Raw genomic sequence first — 24,110 nt, forward strand, 5'->3', positions numbered from 1 at the left:
AAAATTAGTGCCGTTTTCCGTTTGCGTATCGGCTTATTGTAACCAATCACATCCCTAATGTCTGCGCCCAGCATCCTTGCCAAAAATTTACGTGCGATCGGTCAAGGCTTATGCCTTGTTGTCCGAGGCTGTGCGCATTCTTGGTCTACAGTAGTCAAAAGTCCCTACAGAAAGCTCGTTTTAGGCATCACTTTCGGCGTTTTACCCGCCTCTGTAGCCATTGCTACTTATACGGCCTATCCTTCAGACGATGAGCAAATAGCCAGAAGTCTGCAAACAGAGATCGTGGCCCCCTTACCCATTCCTGCCATTGCCGATCAAATCACGGTCGTCACCACGCCGAGCGCTGTGACCACTCATACCACGATGATTCGTGTCAATGACACGTTGGGTGCCATTTTCTCGCGCCTGAATATTGAAGACGCGGCGCTCTTACGATTTATTCGCGGTCAGACACTGGCCCAACCGCTTTCTACGCCTCGTGAGGGTGTGTATGTTCAGGCTAAAGTAACGGCCAATCAAAAAGCCCAAACGCTCAAGATTTTCCTTGAAGCCCGTTCGGCCAATCAACAAAACTCCGTGGTCACGGTTACGCGCCGCGGTGATCGTTTTGTTATTCATTCCGAACCTTTTGTCTACGAAACCCAGCAGGCTATGCGCGCCGGGATCGTAAAAGGCAACTTGATAGATTCGGCTAAAGCCGTGGGCGTTCCCGATGAGATTGCCAAGAGGATGCCGATTGCTCTCGAACGGGCAATCAACAACGGTCTGGATATCACCGACGGAGATGATTTCCGCATCATCTTCGAGCGTCAATTCATGGAAGGCGATTTTGTCAGAAACGGCAAAATCCTTGCGGTTTCTTTAACGCACCAAGGTAAAAATTACGAAAGCTTCTGGGCCGAAGACGGCACCCGAAACGGCGGCTTCTACAATCTGGACGGAACGTCAAGCCGCACCACCTTCATCCGAGTACCGGTTGAAGGGGCCCGAGTGACTTCAAGCTTTATGCCTATGCGCCGCCATCCGGTCACCGGCGTTTTGCGTCCGCACCAGGGGACGGACTTCGGGGCGCCCCGAGGCAATAAGATTTTTGCAGCTGCCGACGGCGTGATTTCCCGCCGCTCATTTGATAAACGCGGTTTCGGCAACTACCTCATGATCAAGCACGACGATTCCCGCACAACGCTTTACGGTCACATGTCTCGTATCGCGCAAGGCATGAAGGTCGGAACCCGTGTCAAGCGCGGCCAGGTCATCGGTTATGTCGGCGCAACCGGTCTTGCGACCGGCCCGCACCTTCACTATGAGCTGCGTGTGAACAACCGCCAGGTCAATCCCTTGAAGACCAACATCCCGGATAAAGAATTTTTAACCAGTGAAGAAAAGCAACAGCTTTTAGCTGATGCCCGTCCGTTGGTGACCCGTTTGGCGATGCTCAACCGCATTCAATCGGTCAAACCCCTTACCGGCAGTGAAGCGGTTGCACAACAAAATTCTGCTGAACCTCCCAAGTAACCACTATGCCCCGACTTCCTGATATCTTCATTGGCTTAATGTCCGGTACAAGCCTGGATGGAGCCGATGCCGTTGCTTGTCGGTTTGAAGATAACCATGCGCAATTCCTGGGGCATGCTCACTTACCTTATCCGACGTCACTGAGAAATCAGCTCCTATCCCTTTTGACCACGGGTGAAGACGAGATTAATCGTTGTGGTCACGCCGGTATTCAATTAGCCTATTTCTACGCCTCTGTCGTCGAAAAACTTCTGCAACAAACTTGCTTGAACCGAAAAGAAATCCGTGCAATCGGTGTACATGGTCAAACGATCAGACATTGCCCGCAGGCGGGTTTTACATTCCAGCTCAATAATCCCGCCCTTTTGGCTGAACTCTCCGGCATTGATGTTATTGCGGATTTTCGCAGCCGAGACATGGCCGCTGGCGGCGAAGGCGCTCCGCTTGTTCCTGCTTTTCATGCCTGCGTCTTTTCAAGTAAAGACCCTCGAGCCATCGTCAACATTGGTGGCATTGCCAATGTCACTCTTTTAAAAGACAACTCCATTTTGGGATTTGATTGCGGACCGGGCAATACGCTCATGGACATATGGGTGCAGAAGCACTGCGGACTGCTCTACGATGAAAACGGACGTTGGGCTCAAAAAGGGACTGTTATCGTTGAATTACTCAACTCACTGTTGGCTGATCCCTATTTTGAGAGAAGGCCACCCAAGAGTACCGGACGGGAATATTTCAATGAAAAGTGGTTGAAAGAACGGTTCCCTGATTTAGTCCAATTGCCTGCGCAAGACGTACAAAGAACACTTCTGGCTCTGACCGCCCGGTGCATTCTTGATGCCGTGAACAATGTTCAGCCTCTCACGCGTGAACTTTTTGTCTGCGGAGGCGGCGCACTCAATTCCCTTCTCATGCAAGAGCTTGCCAAAGGCCCCTATGTTGTCCGAAGCACGTCAGCTCTGGGAGTCGATCCCATGCATGTCGAGTCCATGGCATTTGCCTGGCTTGCTTACCGTTTCGTCAATAAAAAAGCCGGGAACCTCCCGGCTGTGACTCGAGCAAGAGGCGAGCGCATACTGGGCGCCCTTTATCCTGCCGACTAAACAGAGAAAGACGAACCGCAACCGCAGGTGGTCACCGCGTTCGGATTGCGGATCACAAACTGTGCACCCGTTAAATCTTCTTTAAAGTCGATCTCTGCACCGACCAGATACTGGTAACTCAAGGAATCAATCAAAAGCGTCACACCGTCTTTGACCATCTTGGCGTCATCTTCGTTTTCATTTTCATCGAATTGAAAACCATATTGAAAGCCGGCACAGCCTCCGCCTTGCACAAAGACACGAAGCTTCAACTTATCGTTGCCTTCTTCTTCGATAAGACTTTTGACTTTTGCCACTGCAGCATCCGTAAAACGAATCGGTTCAGGAGCCAAGTTCGATTGTTGATCTTGCATAATGTACTATTCCATCCATCAAAAAACGTGTTGATTATACGTTTTTTCTCGTCTAAAAACGTTTCAGGACAATCAACCTTCCAGACCGACCAAAATGACCCCGAGAGTCATCCCGATAACACCTGCCATACGCGTGGCCGAGAGCCGCTCTTTGAGCAACAAGCCGCCTAAAACCACTCCGATCATCATCCCGACTTCCCGAGTAGGAGCGACGTACGCTAACGGGGCCATTGTCATCGCATAAAGCACAAGAATATAGGCCAGGGGCGACCCCACCGTCACCACGGCAAGTGCCTTGAGTAAGCGCGGTGTTGTCAAAATTTCACGGGACTCTTTCTTCCAATCGGCATGGCTCACAATAAAGGGAGCAAACACAATCGCACGCACGGCAATGGAAGGGAAATAAAAACTCAACGGTGTGAGGCCGGTTGCTTGCTGAACCGCCCAGGCATCGCAGAACGAATAACCGGCAATAAAGCACCCGGTCAGGCTCCCCCAAAAGATACCGGTACGGATGCGAAGACTTTGCGTTTGCTGATCCTCTTTGTGAGGCATGGCCAAAAGCACGATTGCCATCAAAATCAGCGCAATGCCGACCCATCCCCAAAATGTCGGTCGATTACCCAAAATCAAAACGGCACTTAACACCGTAATCAAAGGTCCGGTTCCTCTTGCGGTCGGGTAGACGATCGAGTAATCCGATTTTTTATACCCTATCTGAAGCACTTGGCCATAAATCACATGAATCGGTGCCGACAAAACAATCACAAGCCATCCGATCGGAGTGATGTTACTGAGAGCCTGAGGGTCATAAAGAAACAATGCGGGAACGGTCACCACAGCAGTGATGATATAAACCAGCCACCAAAAAGGGCGCGTGGCATTGGCTTTTTTCAGAAAGTAGTTCCAGGTCGCATGAACCAGCGCTGCCGTGAGTACGAGGATTAAAGCCGTCAATGACATAACTATCCGTCCTTTTTTGTTGCACCATTTTAGCGCCGAAAAAAAAGCTCCCCGACAGTCGGAGAGCTCGTGGGAAATCCCACCGATGAAGGCGGGATTTCGCAGCAACCAATCGAGAATCGATTAGCGCTTGGAGAATTGCTTACGGCGACGGGCCTTGCGAAGACCGACCTTCTTACGTTCGACTTCGCGAGCGTCACGGGTCACGAAGCCCGCGGCGGACAACTGGGCCTTCAAGCCTTCGTCGTAGTCAATCAAAGCACGGGTAAGACCGTGGCGCACAGCGCCGGCTTGGCCCGTTTCACCACCGCCACGCACGTTGACCATCACGTCAAACGTTTCAACGTTTTCGGTGAGTTCCAACGGTTGCATCACGACCATACGGCCGGTTTCACGGTGGAAGTATTCATTCAAAGGACGACCGTTGATCACGATCTTGCCGGAACCACGCTTAATAAAGACGCGGGCCACGGAGCTCTTGCGACGGCCGGTGCCGTAATTGTAATTGCCGATCATGCCGAATCCTTATTAGATGTCGAGGTTCTTAGGTTGTTGAGCCGTATGCGGGTGTTCTTCACCGGCATAGATCTTCAACTTCTTAATCATGGCGTAGCCCAAGGGTCCCTTCGGGAGCATACCCTTGACAGCGATTTCAAGAGCACGGCCCGGGTGACGTTGTTGCATCTTTTCGAAAGTCGTTTCGATGATGCCGCCGGGATAACCGGTGTGGCGATAGTAACGCTTGTTCTTAGCCTTTTCGCCACTCATCTTCATCTTGGAAGCGTTGATCACAACGATGAAATCGCCCGTGTCAACGTGCGGCGTGTATTCAGGCTTGTGCTTGCCGCGCAAGCGGGCAGCAATTTCAGCGGCGAGGTGACCGACGATCTTATCGGTGGCGTCAACCACGTACCATTCGCGAGTCACTTCGAGCGGCTTAGCCGAGAAGGTCTTCATTATGTATTCACCTATTAATGAAAACGCACGACAAATCTTTCAGTCGCGCGCAACCGGATTGTCGCTTAAGGCCGCAAGCACCAGCGACAGAGTCCAAAAATTCGTTCCCTCGTTATCTGAAAAAGGCGACAGAGAAACACCTCTTCCCGATAGCAAGGTTGGGCATTTTACACAAAAAATTGAAAGAAAACAAACCGCTAGAGTCTATTTTTTCGTTCATTAGATGGCATTGAATCAGCAAGGCCCTCAGATTCATCACCTTGTCACATTTGCCTCATCTTTCTGTCATTTTCTCTATGCATACTGTGACCCTGGCGATCATCGCCATCAATCCGTCCTCGAAGTAAGAGCGTTTGCTATTACTTCTATTTTTCCACGTCGGTTATCCGACGTGGACTTTTTTTCTTCTCTTCTCGACCGCCCAAACGCTTTCTTTTTTGTTCTGATTTGGTTGATAATTGCCGGATCTTGTTTTTTTGAGTACTTTATGACTGTTCATCGTTTAGGTATTGTGGTCGAAGGCGGCGGCATCCGCGGAATTTATGCTGCCGGCGTACTCGATGTTTTATCAGATCTTCACCTCCCCGTAAAAGGAGTCATCGGAGTCTCAGCCGGTGCGATTCACGGCTGCTCGTTTGTCGCCGGCCAAAAAGGCAGAAGCCTGCGCTTTTATAAGCGCTTTATTACCGATGATCGTTTTTTCAGTTTCAAGTCACTCATTAAAACAGGTAATCTCGTCGACACCCAGTTCTGTTATCACGATATTCCTTACATTTATGATCCGTTTGATAACAACGCTTTCATGCAATCCGGCATTGACTTTTATGTCACCTGCACCAATGTCGAAACGGGACAAGCGGAATATCTGCTGCTGTCGGACATGAATAAAGAACTGGACGGGCTCAGAGCTTCTGCCTCGCTTCCTTACGTCTCGCAAATCGTTCAATTTCGAGGTAAAAAACTATTGGACGGGGGTTGTTCGGATCGGATTCCTTTGAAAGCATTCGAGCGACTTGGCTTTGATCGCAATATCGTCATTTCTACTCAGCCGCGAGAACATAAAGTTAAAGACCGTGATGCCTATCTGGCTAAACTTTTTTACAGGAAATATCCTCAATTTTGCCGAGTTTTTTCGCATTCCCCGACAGCGTACGAACAAACGCAAAAAGATATCGATCAGGCTGTTAACGACAAAACGGCTTTTGTCATACGCCCCCGAGTATCACTGGGAATCAAACGCCTCACACACAGTCCGCTGGATGTACAAAAAGGATATGACCAAGGAAGACAAGACGCCTTAAATCTCATTCCGGCACTTGAAGAATGGCTGGGAAAATACTGCTGAGTTCCTTAAAACAGGAAACTCAGCAAAAACGATTTGTCTCAGATTGTCAGGAGAATCAAATATTTTTAAAGCCTGACTTTGGCTCTCCATCTGAGTTCGTATTGTAGGATCGGATCTTTTTTGGGGTTTAGAGACAACTTTTTTAAAAGTCCGTTTCGAAATACGTGCAGATCAACACATTTTTGATCCCGATAACGACTCAACAACTGATCAAGGTTATTTTTTCTGATTTTTATGGCATCAAGCGCCACCAGTTCATCACCCACGCACACGCCGGCTTTTTCTGCCGCACCGTCCTCTTCGAGTTGGGTAACCGTTAATTGATCACTGCCGATTAACTTTGCACCCAAGATACATTGTTCAGGCTTATCCGAGTCTTTGCACTCACAGCTTATCCCTAAGGTTTTCAGAGCCTTTTTGTAGTCGGGCTCTTCAAGACCGTATACCCACCGATCAAGCTCTTTGCTTACATCGACTCCTGTGGCATCGTAGATCAGCTCAGCGATCACTTCTTCGTCAAGCCCTGCGTAATCATCGCCCGCTTCTTTGTACTGTTCCCAAGCAAAGCGCAATACGTCATCCAAGCTCTTTTTCCCACGCGTTTTTTCGATGATGCGAGCATTTAATGCCAGTGCAACCAGAGCGCCCTTATCGTAGTAACTTGTGACCGAACGGCTGCGATTGGTTCTGACTTTGTAGTATTTTGTCCAAGCCTCATAAGAAGACTGCGCAAGACTTTGGCGTTTCTTTGCTGTGCCGCCCAGGTGACGATTAAGCGTCGCCGCTAATGACTTCAGGTAAGTATCAGCATCCACGGCTTGGCTTCGTGCCGTAAGCAATGCATCATAGTAACTCGTGAATCCTTCAAAAACCCACAACAGATCGGTATAGGTTTCACTCGTTAAGTCATAGGGAATGAAAACCGCCGGTTTTACCCGCTTGACCCACCATGCATGGAAATATTCATGCGTGAAAAGTTCCAGAAGTCTTGCGTAATTTTTCGATCCGTTTTTGTTTCCTGCCAACGGCAAGTCATAAAAAGAAGCCTCCAAAGCGCAACTGTTGCGATGCTCCAGTCCCCCGTAGAGATTTTCCGCAAGATTTAAAAAGAACATATAAGAAGAAAAGGGCGCCTGATGGGACTGCGGTTCAAAAAATGCAATCACCGTTTCAACGCATTTTTTAACGTCTTCACGTAAACGAGTACGATCAAAAGGCGGGACTTTACCACTCAAAATAATGCGATGGGGTACACCGTACGCCTTAAATTCAATGCACTGCCAGAGACCGATTTCCATCGGCGAGTCGATCAGCTCATCGTAGTCGGCCGCACGATAAATCCCAAAAGCCTGAGAGTTGCTCCGAACCGGCTGCAGGGCTGTTGCAACGGCCCAGTCAGGATGATCGGCCGGTTTTTTAATCTTCAATTCAATCGGTTCTTCTTCGCGGCCTACCGGATACAGGCACAAACTGGAAAAGGTTAAAAAAGCCCGCTCATTATCCAAATAAGCGCGTCTCACAGACGTATCCTGTGCAAACACTTCATAGCGAACGTGAATGCTCTTGGATTGCTCCCCTATGAATACACGCCATGTGCTTTTATCGATTTTTGTGTCGTGCAGCTTTTCTTGACCGCAGACAATCTCGAGAGATTGAATCTCGGCGGCCATGTCCCGAATCATATAACTGCCCGGCAACCACGCAGGCAACCGAAGTAACAGTTCATCTTGGGCATTCAGTTCGAAATCAACCAGAAACGTTCCCGCCTGGGGTTTGAGTTCTATCGTATATCGCAGCATTTTTCTTGCTCCTGAATGCCCGTGGGCTTCAATTACTCGCCTTTTTCAGGTTCAATGGGCAGGTCAAACCACTCTTCTTCATCATCTGTCGTTTGAACTTCTTGCGCCTCGGAAAGGGAGTCAGACTCGAGCGCTTGCTTGGGCTCTTCATCAATCATTTCTTGTTCTTGTTTTTGTTCTGATTCCAGGGCAGCTTGTTTAAGAGCGTCCACTCCCATAATGGAAGCCAAAGCAATCAGGTGACGCAAAGCAGCATTGACGGCTTCGCTCGTACCGAATACGCGTGCGACATCGGCGTCCAACGTAATCAAAGCGTTGCGGCTGGGTGCACTTTGACGGCGAGCGGGCACTCCGCGTCCTGCCATCGCAGCGCGAGCACGGGGACCCGAGCGCACGCCGTAGACATTATCCGAAAAATCGTCCCGACGTTTGGCAAAACCGCCTTTGCGGTCATCACGACGTCTGTCACGACGACCAAAGCCTTCATCCCGACGACCGAAACCATCTTCACGACGGTCAAAGCGACGATCAGAGCGACGTTTGAAACCGTCACGGTCATCAAAACGGCGATCGGTGCGGCGAGGGCGATCCTCAAAACTGAAATCATCACGGTGACTGCCCGATTCTTCCCAGGGTTTACGCATTATTTCTTTTCCTCAGGTTAAAACGCGCTTTTGAATCAATCGGTTGCGCGTAAAAGTTATTTGAACTGGCCGCGATCTTAGCAGAAAAACGCTTTTCTATCGGGGAAAAAGCCCGAATATTTTCTTTCAACTTTGCACAATCTTTTGCTTAAAAGCACACTTTCAGTTCAACAACTTCAGTACACTATGAATTAGGAAGGGAAGAAAGCCATCTTCCCACTCTTACTAATAACAAAACAAGAAGAGGGATATATATGGCACAAGCATTACAAGTTACATTCCATGGAATCAGTCGTTCTGAAGCGGTGGAACAAGCGGTTCAAAAAGAATTGAACGATTTGGGTAAATTTGACCGCAACCTGGGCCCCTGCCACGCCACCATCACTCAAGAAGGTCATCAGACGATGGGTGCCTTCACGGTTCGCGTTACCGTTGTTTCTTCCGGCAGTGACCTGGTGGTCTCCCGTACCAACACCGATGTGATGCTTGCCATTCGGGAAGCCTTTGACACATTGCGCCGCTCGGTTAAAGACGCAGCAGAAAAATTACGCGGTCATTAATCATTTGTAATTGATCTCGAGGGGGTCTTTTAAAAGATCCCCTCTTTTTTCTGCGCTACACTTACAAAGTTCTGTTTTTCCAATAGGGATTCTGTCATGCCTAACATTGCACGTATTGAGGAATTGGCCCCTGAATTCACACAAATTCGTCGTGAATTTCACGCCCACCCCGAATTGAGTAACAAAGAATTCGAAACGGCGAAAACCATTGCCCGTTACCTCACCGAATGGGGTATTGAGGTTCACACCGGTATCGGCGGCACGGGTGTTGTCGGCGTTTTAAAAAACGGTAACTCCCCAAAACGCATTGCCTTGCGTGCGGACATGGATGCGCTGCCGATCACAGAAGCCAACCACTTTGCTCACGCCTCTAAAAATGTGGGCGTCATGCACGCCTGCGGCCACGACGGTCATGTGACCGGACTTCTTTTAGCCGCTCGTTATCTGGCAGAAACGAAAAACTTCAACGGTACAGTCAATTTCGTTTTCCAACCCGGTGAAGAAGGCGGATTCGGTGCTCAGCACATGATTGCCGACGGTCTGTTGGAAAAATTCCCCGCAGACTTTTATCTCGGTTGCCACAATTGGCCAGAAACGCCCGCCATGAAAATCGGCATTAATAAAAAAGCCATGATGGCAAGCGGCAACGTTTTCAGAATTGATGTTCATGGCCGCGGCTCGCACGGTGCGATGCCGAACTTATCCAAAGACCCGGTTTTTACCGCTATTCAAATCTGCCAGGCGATTCAAGGCATCATTACCCGCATCAAGCGTCCGATTGATCCGGCAGTTTTGAGCATTTGTAAGATTGAAGCCGGTACCGCTTATAACGTGGTTCCCGATCAAGCATCGATTTTGGGAACAACCCGCACGTTTGATAACGAAGTCACGAACCTGATCGAAAAAGAATTGGATCAGATCAGCCGTTGTGTGGCCGAGGCTTTTGGTGCAGAAGCCAAACTCACCTTCACGCGTCAATATTCGCCCGTTATCAATACACCTGAATGCGTTGATCGAGTGCAGGATGCCGTTCGTGAACTTTTCGGTGAAGAAGGGTTGCATGAACAAGAACCCGTGATGCCCTCTGAAGACTTCGCAGACTATCTTGAAACGACCCCGGGAGCATTCTTCTTTGTGGGTTCGGGCGACGGTTCTCACCGTCTGGAAGGTCACGGAGACGGCCCGTGTCTGTTACACAATTCGTCATATGATTTCAATGACGCCTGTCTGCCGATTGCCGCCAGCGTCTTTGCCCGCGTAACGGAAAACTACCTGCGCTAAAACGCTTCCCCTCATCGAGAGAATTCTCTTTGAGGGGATTTTTTTTGTCTTTTCGGCTGATGTCAGACTCTGTATTGACAATACGGCAGTCTTAAAATTCTTAACGGCCGCCCAAATGAGTCGGCATCAGACAGGAGAGCAAAATGAGAATTGTGATTGCCTTAGGCGGAAATGCATTACTGCAACGTGGCGAACCGATGCTTTACGAAAAAGAACTCAGTAGTGTAAGAAAAGCCTGCCAAGCAATCGCCTCCATCGCAGACCATCATGAACTCATTGTCACTCACGGCAACGGCCCTCAAGTGGGACTGATTGCTTTGCAGCAGCTAGCGCTTGGGAATCCACCGGCTTACCCCCTCGATACAATGGGTGCGCAATCCATTGGTTTAATCGGTTACTTGATTACCAGAGAATTGAAGCATTTTTTACCGGCAAGGCGTGCTGTCACAGCTGTTTTGGCACAAACTGAAGTTGATCCGAACGATCCGGCCTTTCGCTCGCCGAGTAAGCCGATCGGCCCAGTTTATGAGAAAACTCAGGCTCAGGCGCTCGCCCGTCTTTACGGCTGGCACATCGCAGCAGACAACGACAAATTCCGTCGTGTCGTGGCCAGTCCCGAACCCAAACAAATTGTCGATCGCGAGGCTATCGAAATTCTGCTTCAAAAGGGACATATCGTTGTGTGCTGCGGAGGCGGCGGAATTCCTGTTATAAAAAATTCATTCGGTCATCTCACAGGAGTCGAAGCAGTTATCGATAAGGACCTGGCTTCGTCACTCTTAGCCTGCGAACTGAAAGCCGATTGTTTTATCATCGCCACGGATGTACAGGGAATTTTTACTGATTGGGATTCAGGCAAACAAAACCTTCTGCACAAAACCACCCCTCAGAGTCTTCGCTCGATGCACTTTCAGGCCGGTTCCATGGGACCGAAAGTGCAGGCTGTCTGCCGCTTTGTAGAAAAAACCGGTCACAAGGCTCTGATCGGTTCTCTTGATCGTTTGTCCGATATGCTTAAGGGGCAATCGGGCACCGAAATTATTCCCAGAAATGACTGATTCGTGCCTGAAGCCCCGAATCAAAACTAATAACAGTTCAGATATATATTTTTCTTCAGGTTACGATTTTTTGTCGTAACCAGCATACTTATGTCAAACCGTCTCCTCAATTTGCTGCTTCCATTTAATGGGTGACAAGATTCTGAGTTTTTCTATCAACCTGAAAGAAAAAATGCATTGGAGTTCGTCGGATACCACGACTAAAATTTTGAAATCATCGCAATATAAGCCGTCTCATTAATTCTCTTTTTCGTAGGTTTGTTAATGGACAAGAACATCAAAATTTTTGGTGCAAGACAAAACAATTTAAAAAATCTTGACGTTGAATTTGAAACCGGAAAAATCACGGTTGTCACCGGTGTGTCCGGTTCGGGTAAAAGTTCGCTTGTCTTTGACACGTTATACGCTGAAGGTCAGCGACGTTATGTCGAAACGTTCAGCCCCTATGCCCGGCAATTTTTAGACCGTATGGATCGCCCTCAGGTCGAGCGCATTGAAGGCGTGCCGCCTGCCATTGCCATTGACCAAACCAATCCCGTTCGTACCTCTCGTTCAACCGTCGGGACAATGACGGAAATCAACGATCATTTAAAACTTTTTTTTGCAAGAGAAGCGCGACTTTACTGCGCCCGATGCGGCAAACTCGTTCGTGCAGATACCCCTGCAAACGTTTATGAAACTTTAAAAACTTGGACTCAAGAGCTCTCTGACCCGCGCCTTTTCATTCTCTTTGATGTAACCGTTCCTGAAAAAATGACAGCAGCGGAAGTCACCGAAGGGCTCATGGCGCAGGGTTTTACCAAAATTTATCGCGAAAAGACTGTTAAAAGCACGCATTTTCTTGAAGTCATTGCCGACCGGTTCCGCTTTTCAAAAGCAGAGAAAAGCCGCGTGATTGAAGCCCTTGAAAATGCATTTAAGTTCGGCAAAGGTGAGTTGACAGTCGTTGCCAGAACCGATGATGAAAAAGAAGAGCTCAGGTCCTTCTCTAACCGCTTATCGTGCCCGGACTGCGGCATTGAGTACCAAAAACCGACTGACGCCACTTTCAGTTTCAATTCTCCGTTAGGTGCCTGTGAAACCTGCCGCGGATTCGGCAGAGTGATCGGCGTTGACTACTCTTTGGTGATTCCCGATGAGTCTTTAACGCTTGAAGGCGGTGCCATTAAACCGTGGAATACTAAAACCAACGAAGAGTGTCTCAAAGACATGAAGCGTTACGCCAAGCGTGACGGTATCCGTTTAAATGTTCCCTATCGGGATCTCACCGAAAAAGAAAGAAAATGGGTCATTGAAGGCGAGCCCGGTTGGAGCGGAAAATGGACTCGTCAATGGTACGGCGTCAAGCACTTTTTTGAATGGCTTGAGAGCAAAGCCTACAAAATGCATGTCAGGGTGCTTTTATCTCGCTACAGAAATTATCAGGAGTGCCCGGACTGCCACGGAGCACGGCTTAAACCCGAAGCGCTTTTGTGGCGAGTGGGTTCAATAGAGGCCGCGCAAGCGGCTACTCAAGGACTTGAATTTAAGCGCCATAAGCCCTCTGTTTGTGCGTATTCAGACGATGTCCTTAACGCGCTGCCGGGACTCAACTTATATGACCTCATGCGCTTGCCTCTATCCAGACTGCTGAGCTTTTTCGAAGTCATTGAAAAAGAACCCATGGATGACGCAGGCAAAATGGTTGTCGAAGAAATTCTGACTCGACTGCATTATCTTGTCGACGTGGGAGTCGGCTACTTAACGCTTGAGCGTCAAAGCCGTACCCTTTCAGGCGGCGAAGTGCAGCGTGTCAATCTCACAACAGCTTTGGGTACCTCGCTTGTCAACACGCTTTTTGTGCTCGATGAGCCTTCTATCGGCTTGCATCCCCGTGACATGGACCGCATCAATCGGGTGATGCAAAAACTCAAAAATTCAGGCAACACCTTAGTTGTCGTGGAGCACGACCCTCAGGTGATGCTTGCAGCCGACACGCTCTTTGATATGGGACCCGGTCCCGGAGAAAAGGGCGGCGAAATTATTTTTAAAGGAACACCGGCTGAAATTCTCAAAGCCGATACGCTCACGGCCCGTTACCTATCGGGCAAAGAAAAGGTAAGCAGCCGGAAAAGTCAGAGAAAGCTCACGAAAAAAACGCCTGCTATTGAATTAAAGGGTGCCCGTGAACATAACCTCAAAAACATTTGCGTACGCTTTCCGATAGGCGCTCTTTCGGTTGTCACCGGTGTCTCCGGCTCCGGCAAGTCCACGCTCATTGAAAATATCCTTGTACCGGCTCTTTACAAAGCCAAAGGAATGCCTACTGAATCTCCCGGTCATTTTGAATCTTTAAAGGGAGCCGATCTTGTAGAGAACATTCACTACGTAGACCAATCCCCTATCGGCAAGACCACGCGTTCCAACCCGGCAAGCTACGTGGGCGCATTTGATGCGATCCGCAATCTTTTTGCTCAAACGGATGCCGCAAAAGCCCGTGAATACAAAGCCGGCACCTTCAGCTTTAATTCCGGCGACGGGCGCTGCCCGGTGTGCGGCGGAAACGGTTTTGAGCACATAGAAATGCAGTTTCTCTCGGACGTCTATTTACGCTGCTCGGCCTGTAACGGCACCCGTTATCGCCCGGAAATTCTGGAAATTACAATTGAACGGGAGGGTAAGTCGCTCAACATTGCTCAAGTGCTCGATCTTTCTGTTTCAGAAGCCTGTGAGTACTTTAGAAATGACTCAGCCGTAGTCTCCAAACTCGAACCCCTGCGCAAAGTGGGCTTAGACTACATTAAGCTCGGTCAACCTGTTCCCACCCTTTCGGGCGGAGAAGCGCAACGCTTGAAGATTGCGGGCTTTTTGGCTCAAAAGAATTCTCAAGCCAGTAAAAACGACCTTTTCATTTTTGACGAACCCACAACCGGTCTTCACTTCGATGACATCGACAAACTCATGCACTCGCTTCAGGAACTGATCGACCGAGGCAATACTGCGATTGTCATCGAGCACAACCTCGATGTCATCAATTGTGCCGATTGGGTGATTGATTTGGGACCGCAAGGCGGTGACGCAGGCGGCGAGGTTGTTGTCCAGGGCACGCTTCAAGAGTTAGTAAAAACTGAGCGTTCTTACACCGGTCAAGCACTTCAAACATATCAAAAGACGCTCTCGGGTGACAACACTTCCCGCTACTTTACAAAAGACGCAGCCGGCAGCCCTGACGAAAGCGTTGCCGTTATACCGCTTGACAATGCCATCGCCATTAAAGGTGCAAAGGAACACAACTTAAAAAATATTTCTGTCGACATTCCGCATGACCGATTTACGGTCGTGACGGGCGCCTCGGGCTCGGGCAAATCGACTTTGGCCTTTGACATTGTGTTTAAAGAAGGTCAGCGCCGCTATTTGGAATCTTTAAATGCTTATGCACGCTCAATTGTGCAACCGGCCAGTAAACCCAATGTAGATTCCATTACCGGCATTGCGCCCACTGTAGCCATTGAACAGCGCACCTCACGCGGCGGACGCAAATCCACGGTTGCAACGATGACTGAGCTTTACCACTTCATGCGTCTTATCTTTGTGAAACTCGGTCACCAGTACTGTCCGGACTGCAACGTTGAAGTAGAACCCAAGTCCTTCCCCGCCATTGTGTCAACCGTGATGAGCCGCTACAAGGGTCAAAGCGTGCACGTCATGGCCCCCCTTGTCAGTAAGCGCAAAGGCATTTACACGGATCTGGCAAAATGGGCAAACAAAAAGGGTTACTCTCAGCTTTATGTGGACGGGAAATTTGTAAGCACGGAAAAATTCCCGAAACTTGCCCGCTACAAAGACCATACAATTGAATTACCTGTGGCTCAAATTGATGTCAGGGTTGATGACGAAAAGACACTTAAGCGGGTGCTGCAGGAAGCCATTACGATCGGTAAGGGGGTCGTTATCGTTTTAGATGAGGAAAATTGTGAAACCATTTTCTCAACTCATCGGGCCTGTCCGGTGTGTGGCCGCAGTTTCCCGGAACTCGATCCCCGACTTTTCTCCTATAACTCCTCCATGGGGTGGTGTCCGACGTGTTTTGGCACCGGCCTTTTAATCGAGGGCTTTGATGAAACGGCCACCGGAGAAGAGCGTATTTGGGCCGATGCTCAAAGCGAACCCTGTCCGACTTGCCACGGTGAACGCTTAAATGAAGTGGCCAGAGCCGTTCGCTTTGCGGGACTCAATATCGCACAGATGGCGCACATGACGGTAACGGAAGCCTCGGCCTTTTTTAAAACCCTTAAACTCACCGGGCGCGAAGCCGATATTGCCGAAGATGCACTCAAGGAAATCCGCTTGCGTCTTCAATTTTTAGAAAAAGTGGGCTTAGGCTACTTAACGCTTGATCGATCCTCGCCCAGCCTATCGGGGGGCGAAGCGCAGCGCATTCGTCTGGCTTCACAATTGGGCAGCAACCTTCAGGGCGTGTGCTACATTCTCGATGAACCGACGATCGGCCTACACCCGAGGGACAATCGTCTGCTTTTGGATTCTCTGAAAGCACTCGTGAAAAAAGGCAATACGCTTTTAGTAGTTGAACACGATGAGGATACGATTCGCGAAGCCGACTATGTCATTGACGTCGGTCCCGGAGCCGGCGTGAGAGGCGGCGAAATCATCGCCACGGGCACCGTTAAAGACATTATGAAAAATAAACGTTCTTTAACCGGGCATTACCTTTTAAAGCCCATTGAGCACACCTTTATTCCCAAACGGGCTGTCGACAGTGACACTCAGTGGCTCACCATTAAAAAGCCCAGACTCAATAACCTTAAAGCCCACGAAATCCGTATTCCGATTGGCCGCCTTACCGTGCTCACCGGGGTTTCGGGCTCCGGCAAAAGCAGTTTTGCCCGCGGGGTGCTCATGCCCGTACTGAGCGAAACGCTGTCTGCGAAAAAGCCTTATCAAGGGACGCTTTGCAAAGCAATTGAAGGGTTTGAGCTGGTGGACCGGGTGCTTGAAGTGGACCAAACACCGATCGGAAAAACACCTCGTTCCTGTCCTTCTACCTATATCGGATTTTTAGATGCTATCCGCAAAGTTTTTGCCGGCACCAATGAAGCGCAGGCCAGAGGCTATGGCATTTCACGGTTTTCGTTCAATATGAAAGGTGGTCGGTGCGAACTTTGCGAAGGGCAAGGCGTTCGGACTATTGAAATGAATTTCCTGCCGGACGTGAAAATTCCTTGCGAAGCCTGCGGCGGTCTCAGGTACAACACCCAAACGCTTGAAGTACTCTGGAAAGGCAAGTCCATCGGTCAGATTCTCGCGATGGATGTCGATGAAGCGGTTGACTTTTTCAGCACTCAACCCTCCATTGCCCATGCGCTCAAACTCATGCAGGATGTGGGGTTGGGCTACCTCAGTTTGGGGCAACCCTCGCCGACTCTCTCCGGGGGTGAAGCGCAACGCATCAAACTTGTTACCGAACTGATCAAGGCTCGTGACGATATTAAGCGTCGAGGCTACAAAGTTCCCAAAACCGTTTATGTGTTGGACGAGCCCACGGTCGGACTGCATATGGCCGACGTCGAAAAGCTGATTGCCGTACTCCACAGGCTCGTAGATGCCGGCAATACTGTGATTGTGATTGAACACAATCTCGACATTATGGCTCAGGCCGATTGGATCATTGACATGGGGCCAGAAGGCGGCGTCAATGGAGGCGATGTCGTTGCAAGCGGGGCACCATCAGAGGTGATGAAAACCAACTCACATACAGCTCAAGCTTTGGTAGCTTTTAAGCGTGAACACGACAAAATCAAAAAACAGTCTGAATAGAATAAGGAAAATCCTATAGTTCGCTATGGAATTTTTCTATAGTGGACTATAGATTTTTTCAATCCTTTGAAATCGCAAAACTAGGGAAAATATTCAAATCGCGTTCTCTTTTCGTTGATAAAATGTTGAATTAAGTATGGTCTGTGTTTGATGCGGTGCTTCTATTTTTAGTGCCGGATCTATGTTAGATCGTGCTTGTGCTCTGATCAATAAAACGAAAACTTCGAGGATCGATTATGTCTAAGAAACTCTCTGCGCTTCTGGCAGGGTTGGTTGTGCTTTCTGTTTCGGCAAACGCTGCTGAACTTAATGCCTACACCATCATGCCTGAGAAGTATGCGTCCCAAATCTTTGCTCAATTCACCAAGGATACGGGGATTAAGGTGAACTTCCTTCGCTTCTCTACGGGTGAAGCATTGGCAAGATTAACGGCTGAAAAAGGTAATCCTCAAGTTGACGTTCTGTTGGGCGGACCGGCCGATATGTACGCAGCAGGTATTAAAGAAGGTATTTTGGAAGCTTATCGCCCGGCCAACTCCGATGCTATTTCCTCGGCCTACCGCGATCCCAATAACTACTGGACCGGTATCGGTTTAATTCCTCTTTGCTTCCTCACCAACACCAAATTCCTGGAAAAGAACAAGATGCAGGCCCCGACCAAGTGGGCTGACTTGCTCGATCCCCGCTATAAGAACAACCTGCAAATGGCCGACGCCCGCACATCTGGTACGGCTACCGAACGCATCTATTCGCTCGTGAAAGTCATGGGTGAAGACGAAGCCTTTAAGTTCCAAAAGCAGATGAATGCCAACGTACAGATGTACACCAAGAGCGGTGCAGGCGGTGCCATGCCGATTGCCACCGGTCAGTGTGCAGCCGGTATTTTCTACATTGTGGACGCTTTGGATATCCAACAGCAAGGCTATCCTGTAACGATCACCTATCCTGAAGACGGTGTGAGCTTCGGCATTGAAGCCACGGGGGTTGTTAAGGGCGGCAAGAACAACGCTGAAGCAAAGCAGTTTGTGGACTGGGCAACGTCAAAGAAATTTGCTGAATTTATCGTTGCCAATAAGATCAACTACGTGCCGACACGCAACGACGTGAAGACCAGTAATCCCATCTTAGATCTCACCAAGATTAAGACGATCTCTGTGGATGTGACCTGGAAGGGTGAAAAGCGTAAAGAATTCACCCAACGCTGGATCAATGAAGTGATCAAGTAATTTCACGCATTGACGCTTAAACACCGGAAATAGGGTCAGAATATTTTGATCCTATTTCCGGCATATGTATTTTTTGTCGGTTCTTTCTCCATGAGTTCGTCCGCATGCTCTACAAATAAGGACATGGTCACGCGACTGACAGTCGTCATGCTCTGGCTTTTGCTGGGCGTCTTTGTCCTTTATCCTCTATGTCGCTTATTCGCCATGACTTTCTGGGTCGATGGCAACTTTACTTTTGAAAACCTGCGTCCCTTCCTGGATAACTGGTATGACAGACGTTCTGCTGTCAACAGTATCCTTCTGGGTTGCTCAGTTGGCTTAGCCGGCACAGCACTGGGCTTTATTTTTGCTTTTGTCACCACACGCCTAAATCTGCCGACGTGGCTTAAATTCGCTTTAAGTGCAATTACGATTCTGCCCCTGATTTCTCCGCCCTTTACAAGCAGTATTGCTCTTACTCTTTTACTGGGCCCCAACGGCATGGTGTTGCAATTTTTTGGGTTGGATAATTTCAATTTTTACGGTTTTTGGGGAACATTTATTTCAGAAACACTGACGTTCTTCCCCGTAGCTTTTATGACGATTTCTACGATTTTGGCGCGTATTGACCCAAACCTGGAAGATGCCGCCAATTCATTGGGCGCTTCAAGTTCGGAAGTTTTCAGAACCGTCACATTACCTCTGGCAGCGCCGGGTATTGCCAATGCCTTCCTTTTGGTTTTTTCCTGCTCTTTGGCAGACTTTGCAACGCCTCAGGTGTTGGGCGGTCACTCTTTCCCCGTGCTGCCGACGCAAGCCTATCTGCAAATTACCGGTATGTATGACTTCAAGGGCGGTGCGGCGCTTTCCTTCATGCTGCTCATTCCTGCTTTGGTGGTCTATGCGCTTCAGCACTATTGGGTGAGTAAGAAGAGTTTCGTCACGGTGAGCGGTAAAGCTGGCGGCAAGAGCAGTATCAAAGGACCGGGACTTGCCTTAACAACTATCATGGGTAGCGTAGTCGCAATTGTGATTGCGTTTATCATTGCCATCTACGCAGTGATCCTGGTGGGCTCGCTTGTGAAAGTCTGGGGCGTCAACAATACAATCACGTTTGATAACTACCACTACGTGCTCACGCATGGCATGAAGGCAATTAAAGATACGTTGATCATTGCCTGTATCGGTACGCCTTTGGGCGGTTTACTTGCAGTCCTGGTAGGCTATGTCACAACGCGCCTTAAGATTCGCGGACACAAGACCCTTGAAACTGTTTCACTTTTAAACTACACGCTGCCGGGTACTGTGGTCGGTATCGCTTACATCATTGCCTTTAACGACAAACCGATCGTTCTAACAGGGACTATCTACATCTTGATTGCTGCCTATCTCTTTAGGTACTCGTCTGCCGGTATTCGCAATGTGATTGCCGCTTTGACACAGATAGATCCCTCAATCGAGGAAGCAAGCCGAAGCCTGGGGGCCGGATCTGCTCGTACCTTTATTTCAATTACGATCCCGCTCGTGCTGCCGGCCATCCTGGCAGGTATGAAGTATTTGTTCATTCACTCTATGACCGCTATCAGTGCCACCATTTTCCTCGTATCGGTTAACTGGACGCTGATTACAACACGTATTCTTGAGTGCATGACCGAGTTGCAGTTTGCTCAGGCTTGTGCGTTCTCAGTGATTTTGATTCTGCTGGTTTTTGCAGCTTCGGGCGCTATGACCCTGCTTGCGAAAGTACTTTGCCGTAACGGCGACAATATTGGAGCCCACTAAATCATGTCTGTATCACTTACTTTAAAAAATATCTCTCGTCGCTACGTCAAGGACAATGAAGAGTTCATGGCGGTCAATAATGTTAACCTTGAGGTCAATCCCGGAGAGTTTTTAACCTTCCTGGGTCCCTCGGGTTGCGGCAAAACAACCACTCTGCGTATGATCGCCGGTTTTGAAACCCCGACAAGCGGTCAGATCCTTATGGACGGCGTGGACATCACGCATGTTCCGGCCAATGAGCGCGGCCTAGGCTTTGTGTTCCAAAACTATGCTCTTTTCCCTCATATGAAGATCTTCGACAATGTCGCCTATGGTCTCAAAATACGGGGGGAAACCGGAGCAAGTGCTGCTAAAAAAGTGCGTGAAGCGTTGGACATGGTGGGTTTGAGTAAAGAAGAGCAACGCTATCCGAATCAATTGTCAGGCGGACAACAGCAGCGCGTTGCCCTGGCTCGCGTATTGGTGCTGCGACCCAAGCTTTTGCTCATGGATGAACCGCTTTCAAACCTTGATGCAAAACTCCGTCTTCATATGCGCACGGAAATTCGCCGTATCCAGAAAGATATAGGCATTACGTGTCTTTACGTCACGCACGACCAAAAAGAAGCACTCACGATGTCTGACCGTATTATGGTGATGAATCGTGGCCACATTGATCAATTGGGTACTCCGATGAAACTTTACGAAGACCCCGCTACGCCGTTCGTGGCGGACTTTATCGGACAGGCCAATTTGATTCGCGGAAAACTGCAAAGTGTTGATGAGCAGGGGTTAGGGCATTTTGTTGTCGACGGACAAATGCTTCGCGCCCGCATGGGTCAGCAAAATCCGCCTGCTGTCGGTGAAGAGGCTTTGTTGGTCGTTCGACCGGAGAACCTGCGTATGAACGAAAAAGACAATGGCATTGAAATGCGCATTGTTAATCGACTTTTTGAAGGTGACCGAATTGACTATCACGTCGTGTTAGAGGGAAGCAAACAGGAAAAAACCTTCAGTATGTCTGTACCTTTCTTGCCTGGCACAGAAATTATTGACATCGACACCTCGGTCAATGTCTCTTTTAATCCTCAGGCAGGAGTGCTAATCAAGGGATAAAAAAACTGAAAATGACTTTTGCTTTCTGATTCGCAGCCGATACTGGCATCATTGCCTGTATCGGCTCTTTTCTATCACAAATTGCCTAAGCACTTACATTGAAAAAGTCCGCCGAAGCGGACCTTTTCGAGAAGTAAATCTTTCTTAGCGTCTTTCAACAAACCACATACCGATCATGGCCAATACCAGCATACAGGCCGTTGGCACCATGGCTACAACAAGAGGCGGCCAGGTATTGAGCATACCGACATAGGAGAACAGATTGTTGATCGTGTAGAAAGCAAGACCGATCATGACGCCCGCGAAAATCTTAATACTCACGCCACCGGAGCGACGATTCATATAAGCAAAGGGCATGGCCAAAGCAATCATGACAAGAATGGCGATGGGGTAAAACGCTTTATTCCAGAGCGCAATCTCATAGCGGGCTGACTGTTGTCGGCTTTGTTCCAAGTGAGTGACATAGCGGGAAAGTGCACGCATAGACATGTTTTCCGGCTTTAGCATCATCACACCGAAAATACTCGGGTCAATCTCAGACCTAAACATCATTCGTTGAGGTTTACTGATCATCACTCGATCGATAATCGGAGTTTGCTCGAGATTTTCCAATAGCGGTAAAGAAGTATTGACCGCTTTATGCAATAACCAACCTTGATGATTCACGTAATTGCCCGATTGCGCAGCAATCACCCGTGTGAGTCGTTGTTTGGCATCAAAGTCATAAATGCGCCAATCGATAGCTTCTTCCAACGGCGTCATTTTTTGAATATTGATATACCGAACCTGAGGTCCATCGGGAGAATCAATGGTTTCACGAACCCAAGCACCGGTATCGGAGCCCCGAATATTCATCGTCGTGTGCTGAATAGTGGCTCGATATTCGCGAGCATAGGTGTCAGATGAGGGTGCTACGAATTCACCGAAAACATACGTAAAAGCCACCAAAAGGATACCCGGAACCATAAGCATCCCGGCCAAGCGCACAGGCGAGAGGCCTGCCACACGCAAAATCGTAAATTCTGAACGTGAAGCCCACTGACTCATCACAAACACGGTGCCGAGAAGTGCAGCAATCGGCATCACTTCATAGATGCGCATGGGCAGACTCAAGCCAGTAATAATGAATGCGTCGAGTAATCCGTAGCGACTGCCGATTCGTCCCAACTGACCGACAAGGTCAAAAAACGCGAAAAGCGCAACCAAAGCAAGCAGGACAAAACCCGTCGCTTGCAAAATTTCTTTGGTTAAATACCGGGTAATGACCATCATGATTTAGCTCCTTGTCCGCCAATAGCCAATGGTCAACCAGACCGGAACCCAACGCTGCATGATCGTTCGTCTTAAAAAGAGTACGACAGCTAACGCAGCAAATGCACCGTTGAGAATAATTCCTGCGCGAACAGGTCCCATCGTCCCTTGTTCAACCCAAGTACAGGCCACACTGATACCGTTCAGATATAAAACAAAGAGCAGCAATGCCACCACCATATTCAAACTACGACCGGCACGAGGATTCGTAAACGAGAGAGGAATGGCAATTAAAATTAAATTGAAAGCAGCAATCGGCCAGCAAACCCGCCATAGTAATTCACTTTGAGCTTCTCGATTATCCAGTCGACTGATCAATAGCGGTAAAGGTTGGGTATCGACGTCTCGTAATTTGATGGCATTTTCAGGCTTGACATCCAGTCGTATCCCATAGGTTTTGAATTCTGTCACGCGATAGTCCGATGCCCCTTGCTTACCTTCATAGCGACGACCGTCGTGCAAAATCACATAGCGATCCCCGCTTTCATTAGTTTTGATTTCACCTGTTTTAGCCATCAAAACCATTTCGCTATCAATGGCTGTTTCCGTCAGAAACACATTTTTGACAGTTAAACCATCGGAAGAAACTTCTTCAACAAAGAGAACCTGACGCCCCCCGGCAAGTTCAATAAAACGACCGGGAGAAAGACGTTCAACATCATCGCGCTGAGACCATACCTCTCGATTTGTTTCACTCTGACCACGAGCCCAGGGCGAAATGACAAAGGTAAGAGCGGTAATCAGAATAATGATGGGAATGCTGAATCGCAGAACAGGGCGAATCCAGGACAGAAGACTGATGCCCCCCGAGGAAAACCAAACAACCATCTCGCTGTCTAACCAACTTCGAGTCAAAGTCATCAAAACAGCAATAAAAAGGGAGACAGCCAAAAGCGGCGCAAGATTAATGAGTGCTTCATAGACCACCATTTCGATGACCGTACCACTATCAATACGACCACCGGCGGCCATGCCTAAAATTCGAACCAGCCCGATTGTTATAACAATCGAGAAAATCACTGTAAAAACAGCTCCGGCCGTATTGGCTAATTCTGAGACGAGCGAACGTCTGAATATCATGCGGATCCCTTACACTACAACACTGGCACTAAGGTGCTTGAACCTGTAAATTCTATCGCAGATTGCGAGATAACAGGGAACAATTCCAGCTATACGTAATAAAAAAGCCTCGAGATCAGAAGATTCGAGGCTTTTTTTGAATGGGGAGCCGGGCAATGTCCTACTTTCACTGGAAATACAACCAACTATCATCGGCGCTAAGGCGTTTCACTGTCCTGTTCGGAATGGGAAGGAGTGGGACC

At 48.8% G+C, this 24,110-nt stretch carries 18 protein-coding genes and 1 rRNA gene; 10 read left to right on the forward strand and 9 right to left on the reverse strand.

Annotation, left to right across the window (positions count from 1 at the left end; genetic code table 11):
* Positions 1-57 precede the first annotated feature (57 nt).
* Together H5985_RS07630 and H5985_RS07635 are read left to right on the forward strand one after the other, a co-directional pair.
* Complete coding sequence (locus H5985_RS07630; protein WP_205050720.1) at positions 58-1,518, forward strand: peptidoglycan DD-metalloendopeptidase family protein; 1,461 nt, start codon at positions 58-60, stop codon at positions 1,516-1,518.
* A gap of 5 nt (positions 1,519-1,523) precedes the next feature.
* On the forward strand, positions 1,524-2,621 hold the full coding sequence (locus H5985_RS07635) for an anhydro-N-acetylmuramic acid kinase (protein ID WP_205050721.1): 1,098 nt from the start codon (positions 1,524-1,526) through the stop codon (positions 2,619-2,621).
* Here H5985_RS07635 and erpA read toward each other — a convergent pair.
* The 4 genes from erpA to rplM form a co-directional block, all read right to left on the reverse strand.
* A complete protein-coding gene (gene erpA / locus H5985_RS07640) occupies positions 2,618-2,974 on the reverse strand; it encodes an iron-sulfur cluster insertion protein ErpA (RefSeq protein ID WP_205050722.1) in 357 nt (118 codons plus the stop codon). The two genes, H5985_RS07635 and erpA, sit on opposite strands and share 4 nt — an antisense overlap.
* A gap of 72 nt (positions 2,975-3,046) precedes the next feature.
* The gene (locus H5985_RS07645) at positions 3,047-3,937 is read right to left on the reverse strand and encodes an EamA family transporter (RefSeq protein ID WP_205050723.1); all 891 of its coding nucleotides are present in this window, start codon (positions 3,935-3,937) and stop codon (positions 3,047-3,049) included.
* 123 nt (positions 3,938-4,060) lie between these two features.
* Positions 4,061-4,453, reverse strand: coding sequence for a 30S ribosomal protein S9 (rpsI, locus tag H5985_RS07650; RefSeq protein ID WP_205050724.1), 393 nt, complete (start codon positions 4,451-4,453; stop codon positions 4,061-4,063).
* Positions 4,454-4,465: 12 nt separating this feature from the next.
* The gene (gene rplM, locus H5985_RS07655; RefSeq protein ID WP_205050725.1) at positions 4,466-4,894 is read right to left on the reverse strand and encodes a 50S ribosomal protein L13; all 429 of its coding nucleotides are present in this window, start codon (positions 4,892-4,894) and stop codon (positions 4,466-4,468) included.
* Positions 4,895-5,381: 487 nt separating this feature from the next.
* On the opposite strand from rplM, the gene H5985_RS07660 reads away from it, so the two are divergent.
* Positions 5,382-6,239, forward strand: coding sequence for a patatin-like phospholipase family protein (locus H5985_RS07660; protein WP_205050726.1), 858 nt, complete (start codon positions 5,382-5,384; stop codon positions 6,237-6,239).
* 65 nt (positions 6,240-6,304) lie between these two features.
* Here the strand turns inward: H5985_RS07660 and H5985_RS07665 are convergent, their stop codons facing one another.
* Positions 6,305-8,038 carry a M61 family metallopeptidase gene (locus tag H5985_RS07665; protein ID WP_205050727.1) on the reverse strand — a complete coding sequence of 578 codons (1,734 nt, stop codon included), beginning with the start codon at positions 8,036-8,038 and terminating at the stop codon, positions 6,305-6,307.
* Positions 8,039-8,070: 32 nt separating this feature from the next.
* Complete coding sequence (locus H5985_RS07670) at positions 8,071-8,682, reverse strand: hypothetical protein (RefSeq protein WP_205050728.1); 612 nt, start codon at positions 8,680-8,682, stop codon at positions 8,071-8,073.
* A 254-nt stretch (positions 8,683-8,936) separates the two neighbouring features.
* On the opposite strand from H5985_RS07670, the gene H5985_RS07675 reads away from it, so the two are divergent.
* From H5985_RS07675 to H5985_RS07705, 7 genes are all read left to right on the forward strand, one after another.
* Positions 8,937-9,242: an HPF/RaiA family ribosome-associated protein gene (locus H5985_RS07675; protein ID WP_205050729.1), complete on the forward strand. Its 306-nt coding sequence runs from the start codon at positions 8,937-8,939 to the stop codon at positions 9,240-9,242.
* Between the two features lie 96 nt (positions 9,243-9,338).
* Positions 9,339-10,523: a M20 metallopeptidase family protein gene (locus tag H5985_RS07680; RefSeq protein ID WP_205050730.1), complete on the forward strand. Its 1,185-nt coding sequence runs from the start codon at positions 9,339-9,341 to the stop codon at positions 10,521-10,523.
* A gap of 143 nt (positions 10,524-10,666) precedes the next feature.
* Complete coding sequence (arcC, locus tag H5985_RS07685; RefSeq protein ID WP_205050731.1) at positions 10,667-11,581, forward strand: carbamate kinase; 915 nt, start codon at positions 10,667-10,669, stop codon at positions 11,579-11,581.
* Between the two features lie 264 nt (positions 11,582-11,845).
* Positions 11,846-17,395 (forward strand): excinuclease ABC subunit UvrA, encoded by a 5,550-nt coding sequence (gene uvrA, locus H5985_RS07690; RefSeq protein ID WP_205050732.1) that lies wholly within the window; start codon positions 11,846-11,848, stop codon positions 17,393-17,395.
* Between the two features lie 236 nt (positions 17,396-17,631).
* Positions 17,632-18,621, forward strand: a complete 990-nt coding sequence (locus H5985_RS07695; protein WP_205050733.1) for an ABC transporter substrate-binding protein — start codon at positions 17,632-17,634, stop codon at positions 18,619-18,621.
* 90 nt (positions 18,622-18,711) lie between these two features.
* On the forward strand, positions 18,712-20,382 hold the full coding sequence (locus H5985_RS07700) for an ABC transporter permease (RefSeq protein ID WP_239481705.1): 1,671 nt from the start codon (positions 18,712-18,714) through the stop codon (positions 20,380-20,382).
* A gap of 3 nt (positions 20,383-20,385) precedes the next feature.
* Complete coding sequence (locus H5985_RS07705; protein ID WP_205050734.1) at positions 20,386-21,477, forward strand: ABC transporter ATP-binding protein; 1,092 nt, start codon at positions 20,386-20,388, stop codon at positions 21,475-21,477.
* 144 nt (positions 21,478-21,621) lie between these two features.
* Here H5985_RS07705 and lptG read toward each other — a convergent pair whose 3' ends face one another.
* The 3 genes from lptG to rrf all read right to left on the reverse strand — a co-directional run.
* The gene (gene lptG / locus H5985_RS07710; protein ID WP_205050735.1) at positions 21,622-22,749 is read right to left on the reverse strand and encodes an LPS export ABC transporter permease LptG; all 1,128 of its coding nucleotides are present in this window, start codon (positions 22,747-22,749) and stop codon (positions 21,622-21,624) included.
* 3 nt (positions 22,750-22,752) lie between these two features.
* Complete coding sequence (gene lptF, locus H5985_RS07715; RefSeq protein ID WP_205050736.1) at positions 22,753-23,868, reverse strand: LPS export ABC transporter permease LptF; 1,116 nt, start codon at positions 23,866-23,868, stop codon at positions 22,753-22,755.
* Positions 23,869-24,015: 147 nt separating this feature from the next.
* Positions 24,016-24,110, reverse strand: a 5S ribosomal RNA gene (gene rrf / locus H5985_RS09685); the annotation flags it as partial.

This window comes from Parasutterella secunda (genome assembly GCF_016901835.1).
Lineage (GTDB): Bacteria > Pseudomonadota > Gammaproteobacteria > Burkholderiales > Burkholderiaceae_F > Aphodousia > Aphodousia faecavium.

Bases quoted from the DNA above. Each gene is read 5' to 3' on its own strand.
- H5985_RS07630 (WP_205050720.1), top strand. From the start codon at position 58: ATGTCTGCGCCCAGCATCCTTGCCAAAAATTTACGTGCGATCGGTCAA.
- H5985_RS07635 (WP_205050721.1), top strand. From the start codon at position 1,524: ATGCCCCGACTTCCTGATATCTTCATTGGCTTAATGTCCGGTACAAGC.
- erpA (WP_205050722.1), bottom strand. From the start codon at position 2,974: ATGCAAGATCAACAATCGAACTTGGCTCCTGAACCGATTCGTTTTACG.
- H5985_RS07645 (WP_205050723.1), bottom strand. From the start codon at position 3,937: ATGTCATTGACGGCTTTAATCCTCGTACTCACGGCAGCGCTGGTTCAT.
- rpsI (WP_205050724.1), bottom strand. From the start codon at position 4,453: ATGATCGGCAATTACAATTACGGCACCGGCCGTCGCAAGAGCTCCGTG.
- rplM (WP_205050725.1), bottom strand. From the start codon at position 4,894: ATGAAGACCTTCTCGGCTAAGCCGCTCGAAGTGACTCGCGAATGGTAC.
- H5985_RS07660 (WP_205050726.1), top strand. From the start codon at position 5,382: ATGACTGTTCATCGTTTAGGTATTGTGGTCGAAGGCGGCGGCATCCGC.
- H5985_RS07665 (WP_205050727.1), bottom strand. From the start codon at position 8,038: ATGCTGCGATATACGATAGAACTCAAACCCCAGGCGGGAACGTTTCTG.
- H5985_RS07670 (WP_205050728.1), bottom strand. From the start codon at position 8,682: ATGCGTAAACCCTGGGAAGAATCGGGCAGTCACCGTGATGATTTCAGT.
- H5985_RS07675 (WP_205050729.1), top strand. From the start codon at position 8,937: ATGGCACAAGCATTACAAGTTACATTCCATGGAATCAGTCGTTCTGAA.
- H5985_RS07680 (WP_205050730.1), top strand. From the start codon at position 9,339: ATGCCTAACATTGCACGTATTGAGGAATTGGCCCCTGAATTCACACAA.
- arcC (WP_205050731.1), top strand. From the start codon at position 10,667: ATGAGAATTGTGATTGCCTTAGGCGGAAATGCATTACTGCAACGTGGC.
- uvrA (WP_205050732.1), top strand. From the start codon at position 11,846: ATGGACAAGAACATCAAAATTTTTGGTGCAAGACAAAACAATTTAAAA.
- H5985_RS07695 (WP_205050733.1), top strand. From the start codon at position 17,632: ATGTCTAAGAAACTCTCTGCGCTTCTGGCAGGGTTGGTTGTGCTTTCT.
- H5985_RS07700 (WP_239481705.1), top strand. From the start codon at position 18,712: ATGAGTTCGTCCGCATGCTCTACAAATAAGGACATGGTCACGCGACTG.
- H5985_RS07705 (WP_205050734.1), top strand. From the start codon at position 20,386: ATGTCTGTATCACTTACTTTAAAAAATATCTCTCGTCGCTACGTCAAG.
- lptG (WP_205050735.1), bottom strand. From the start codon at position 22,749: ATGATGGTCATTACCCGGTATTTAACCAAAGAAATTTTGCAAGCGACG.
- lptF (WP_205050736.1), bottom strand. From the start codon at position 23,868: ATGATATTCAGACGTTCGCTCGTCTCAGAATTAGCCAATACGGCCGGA.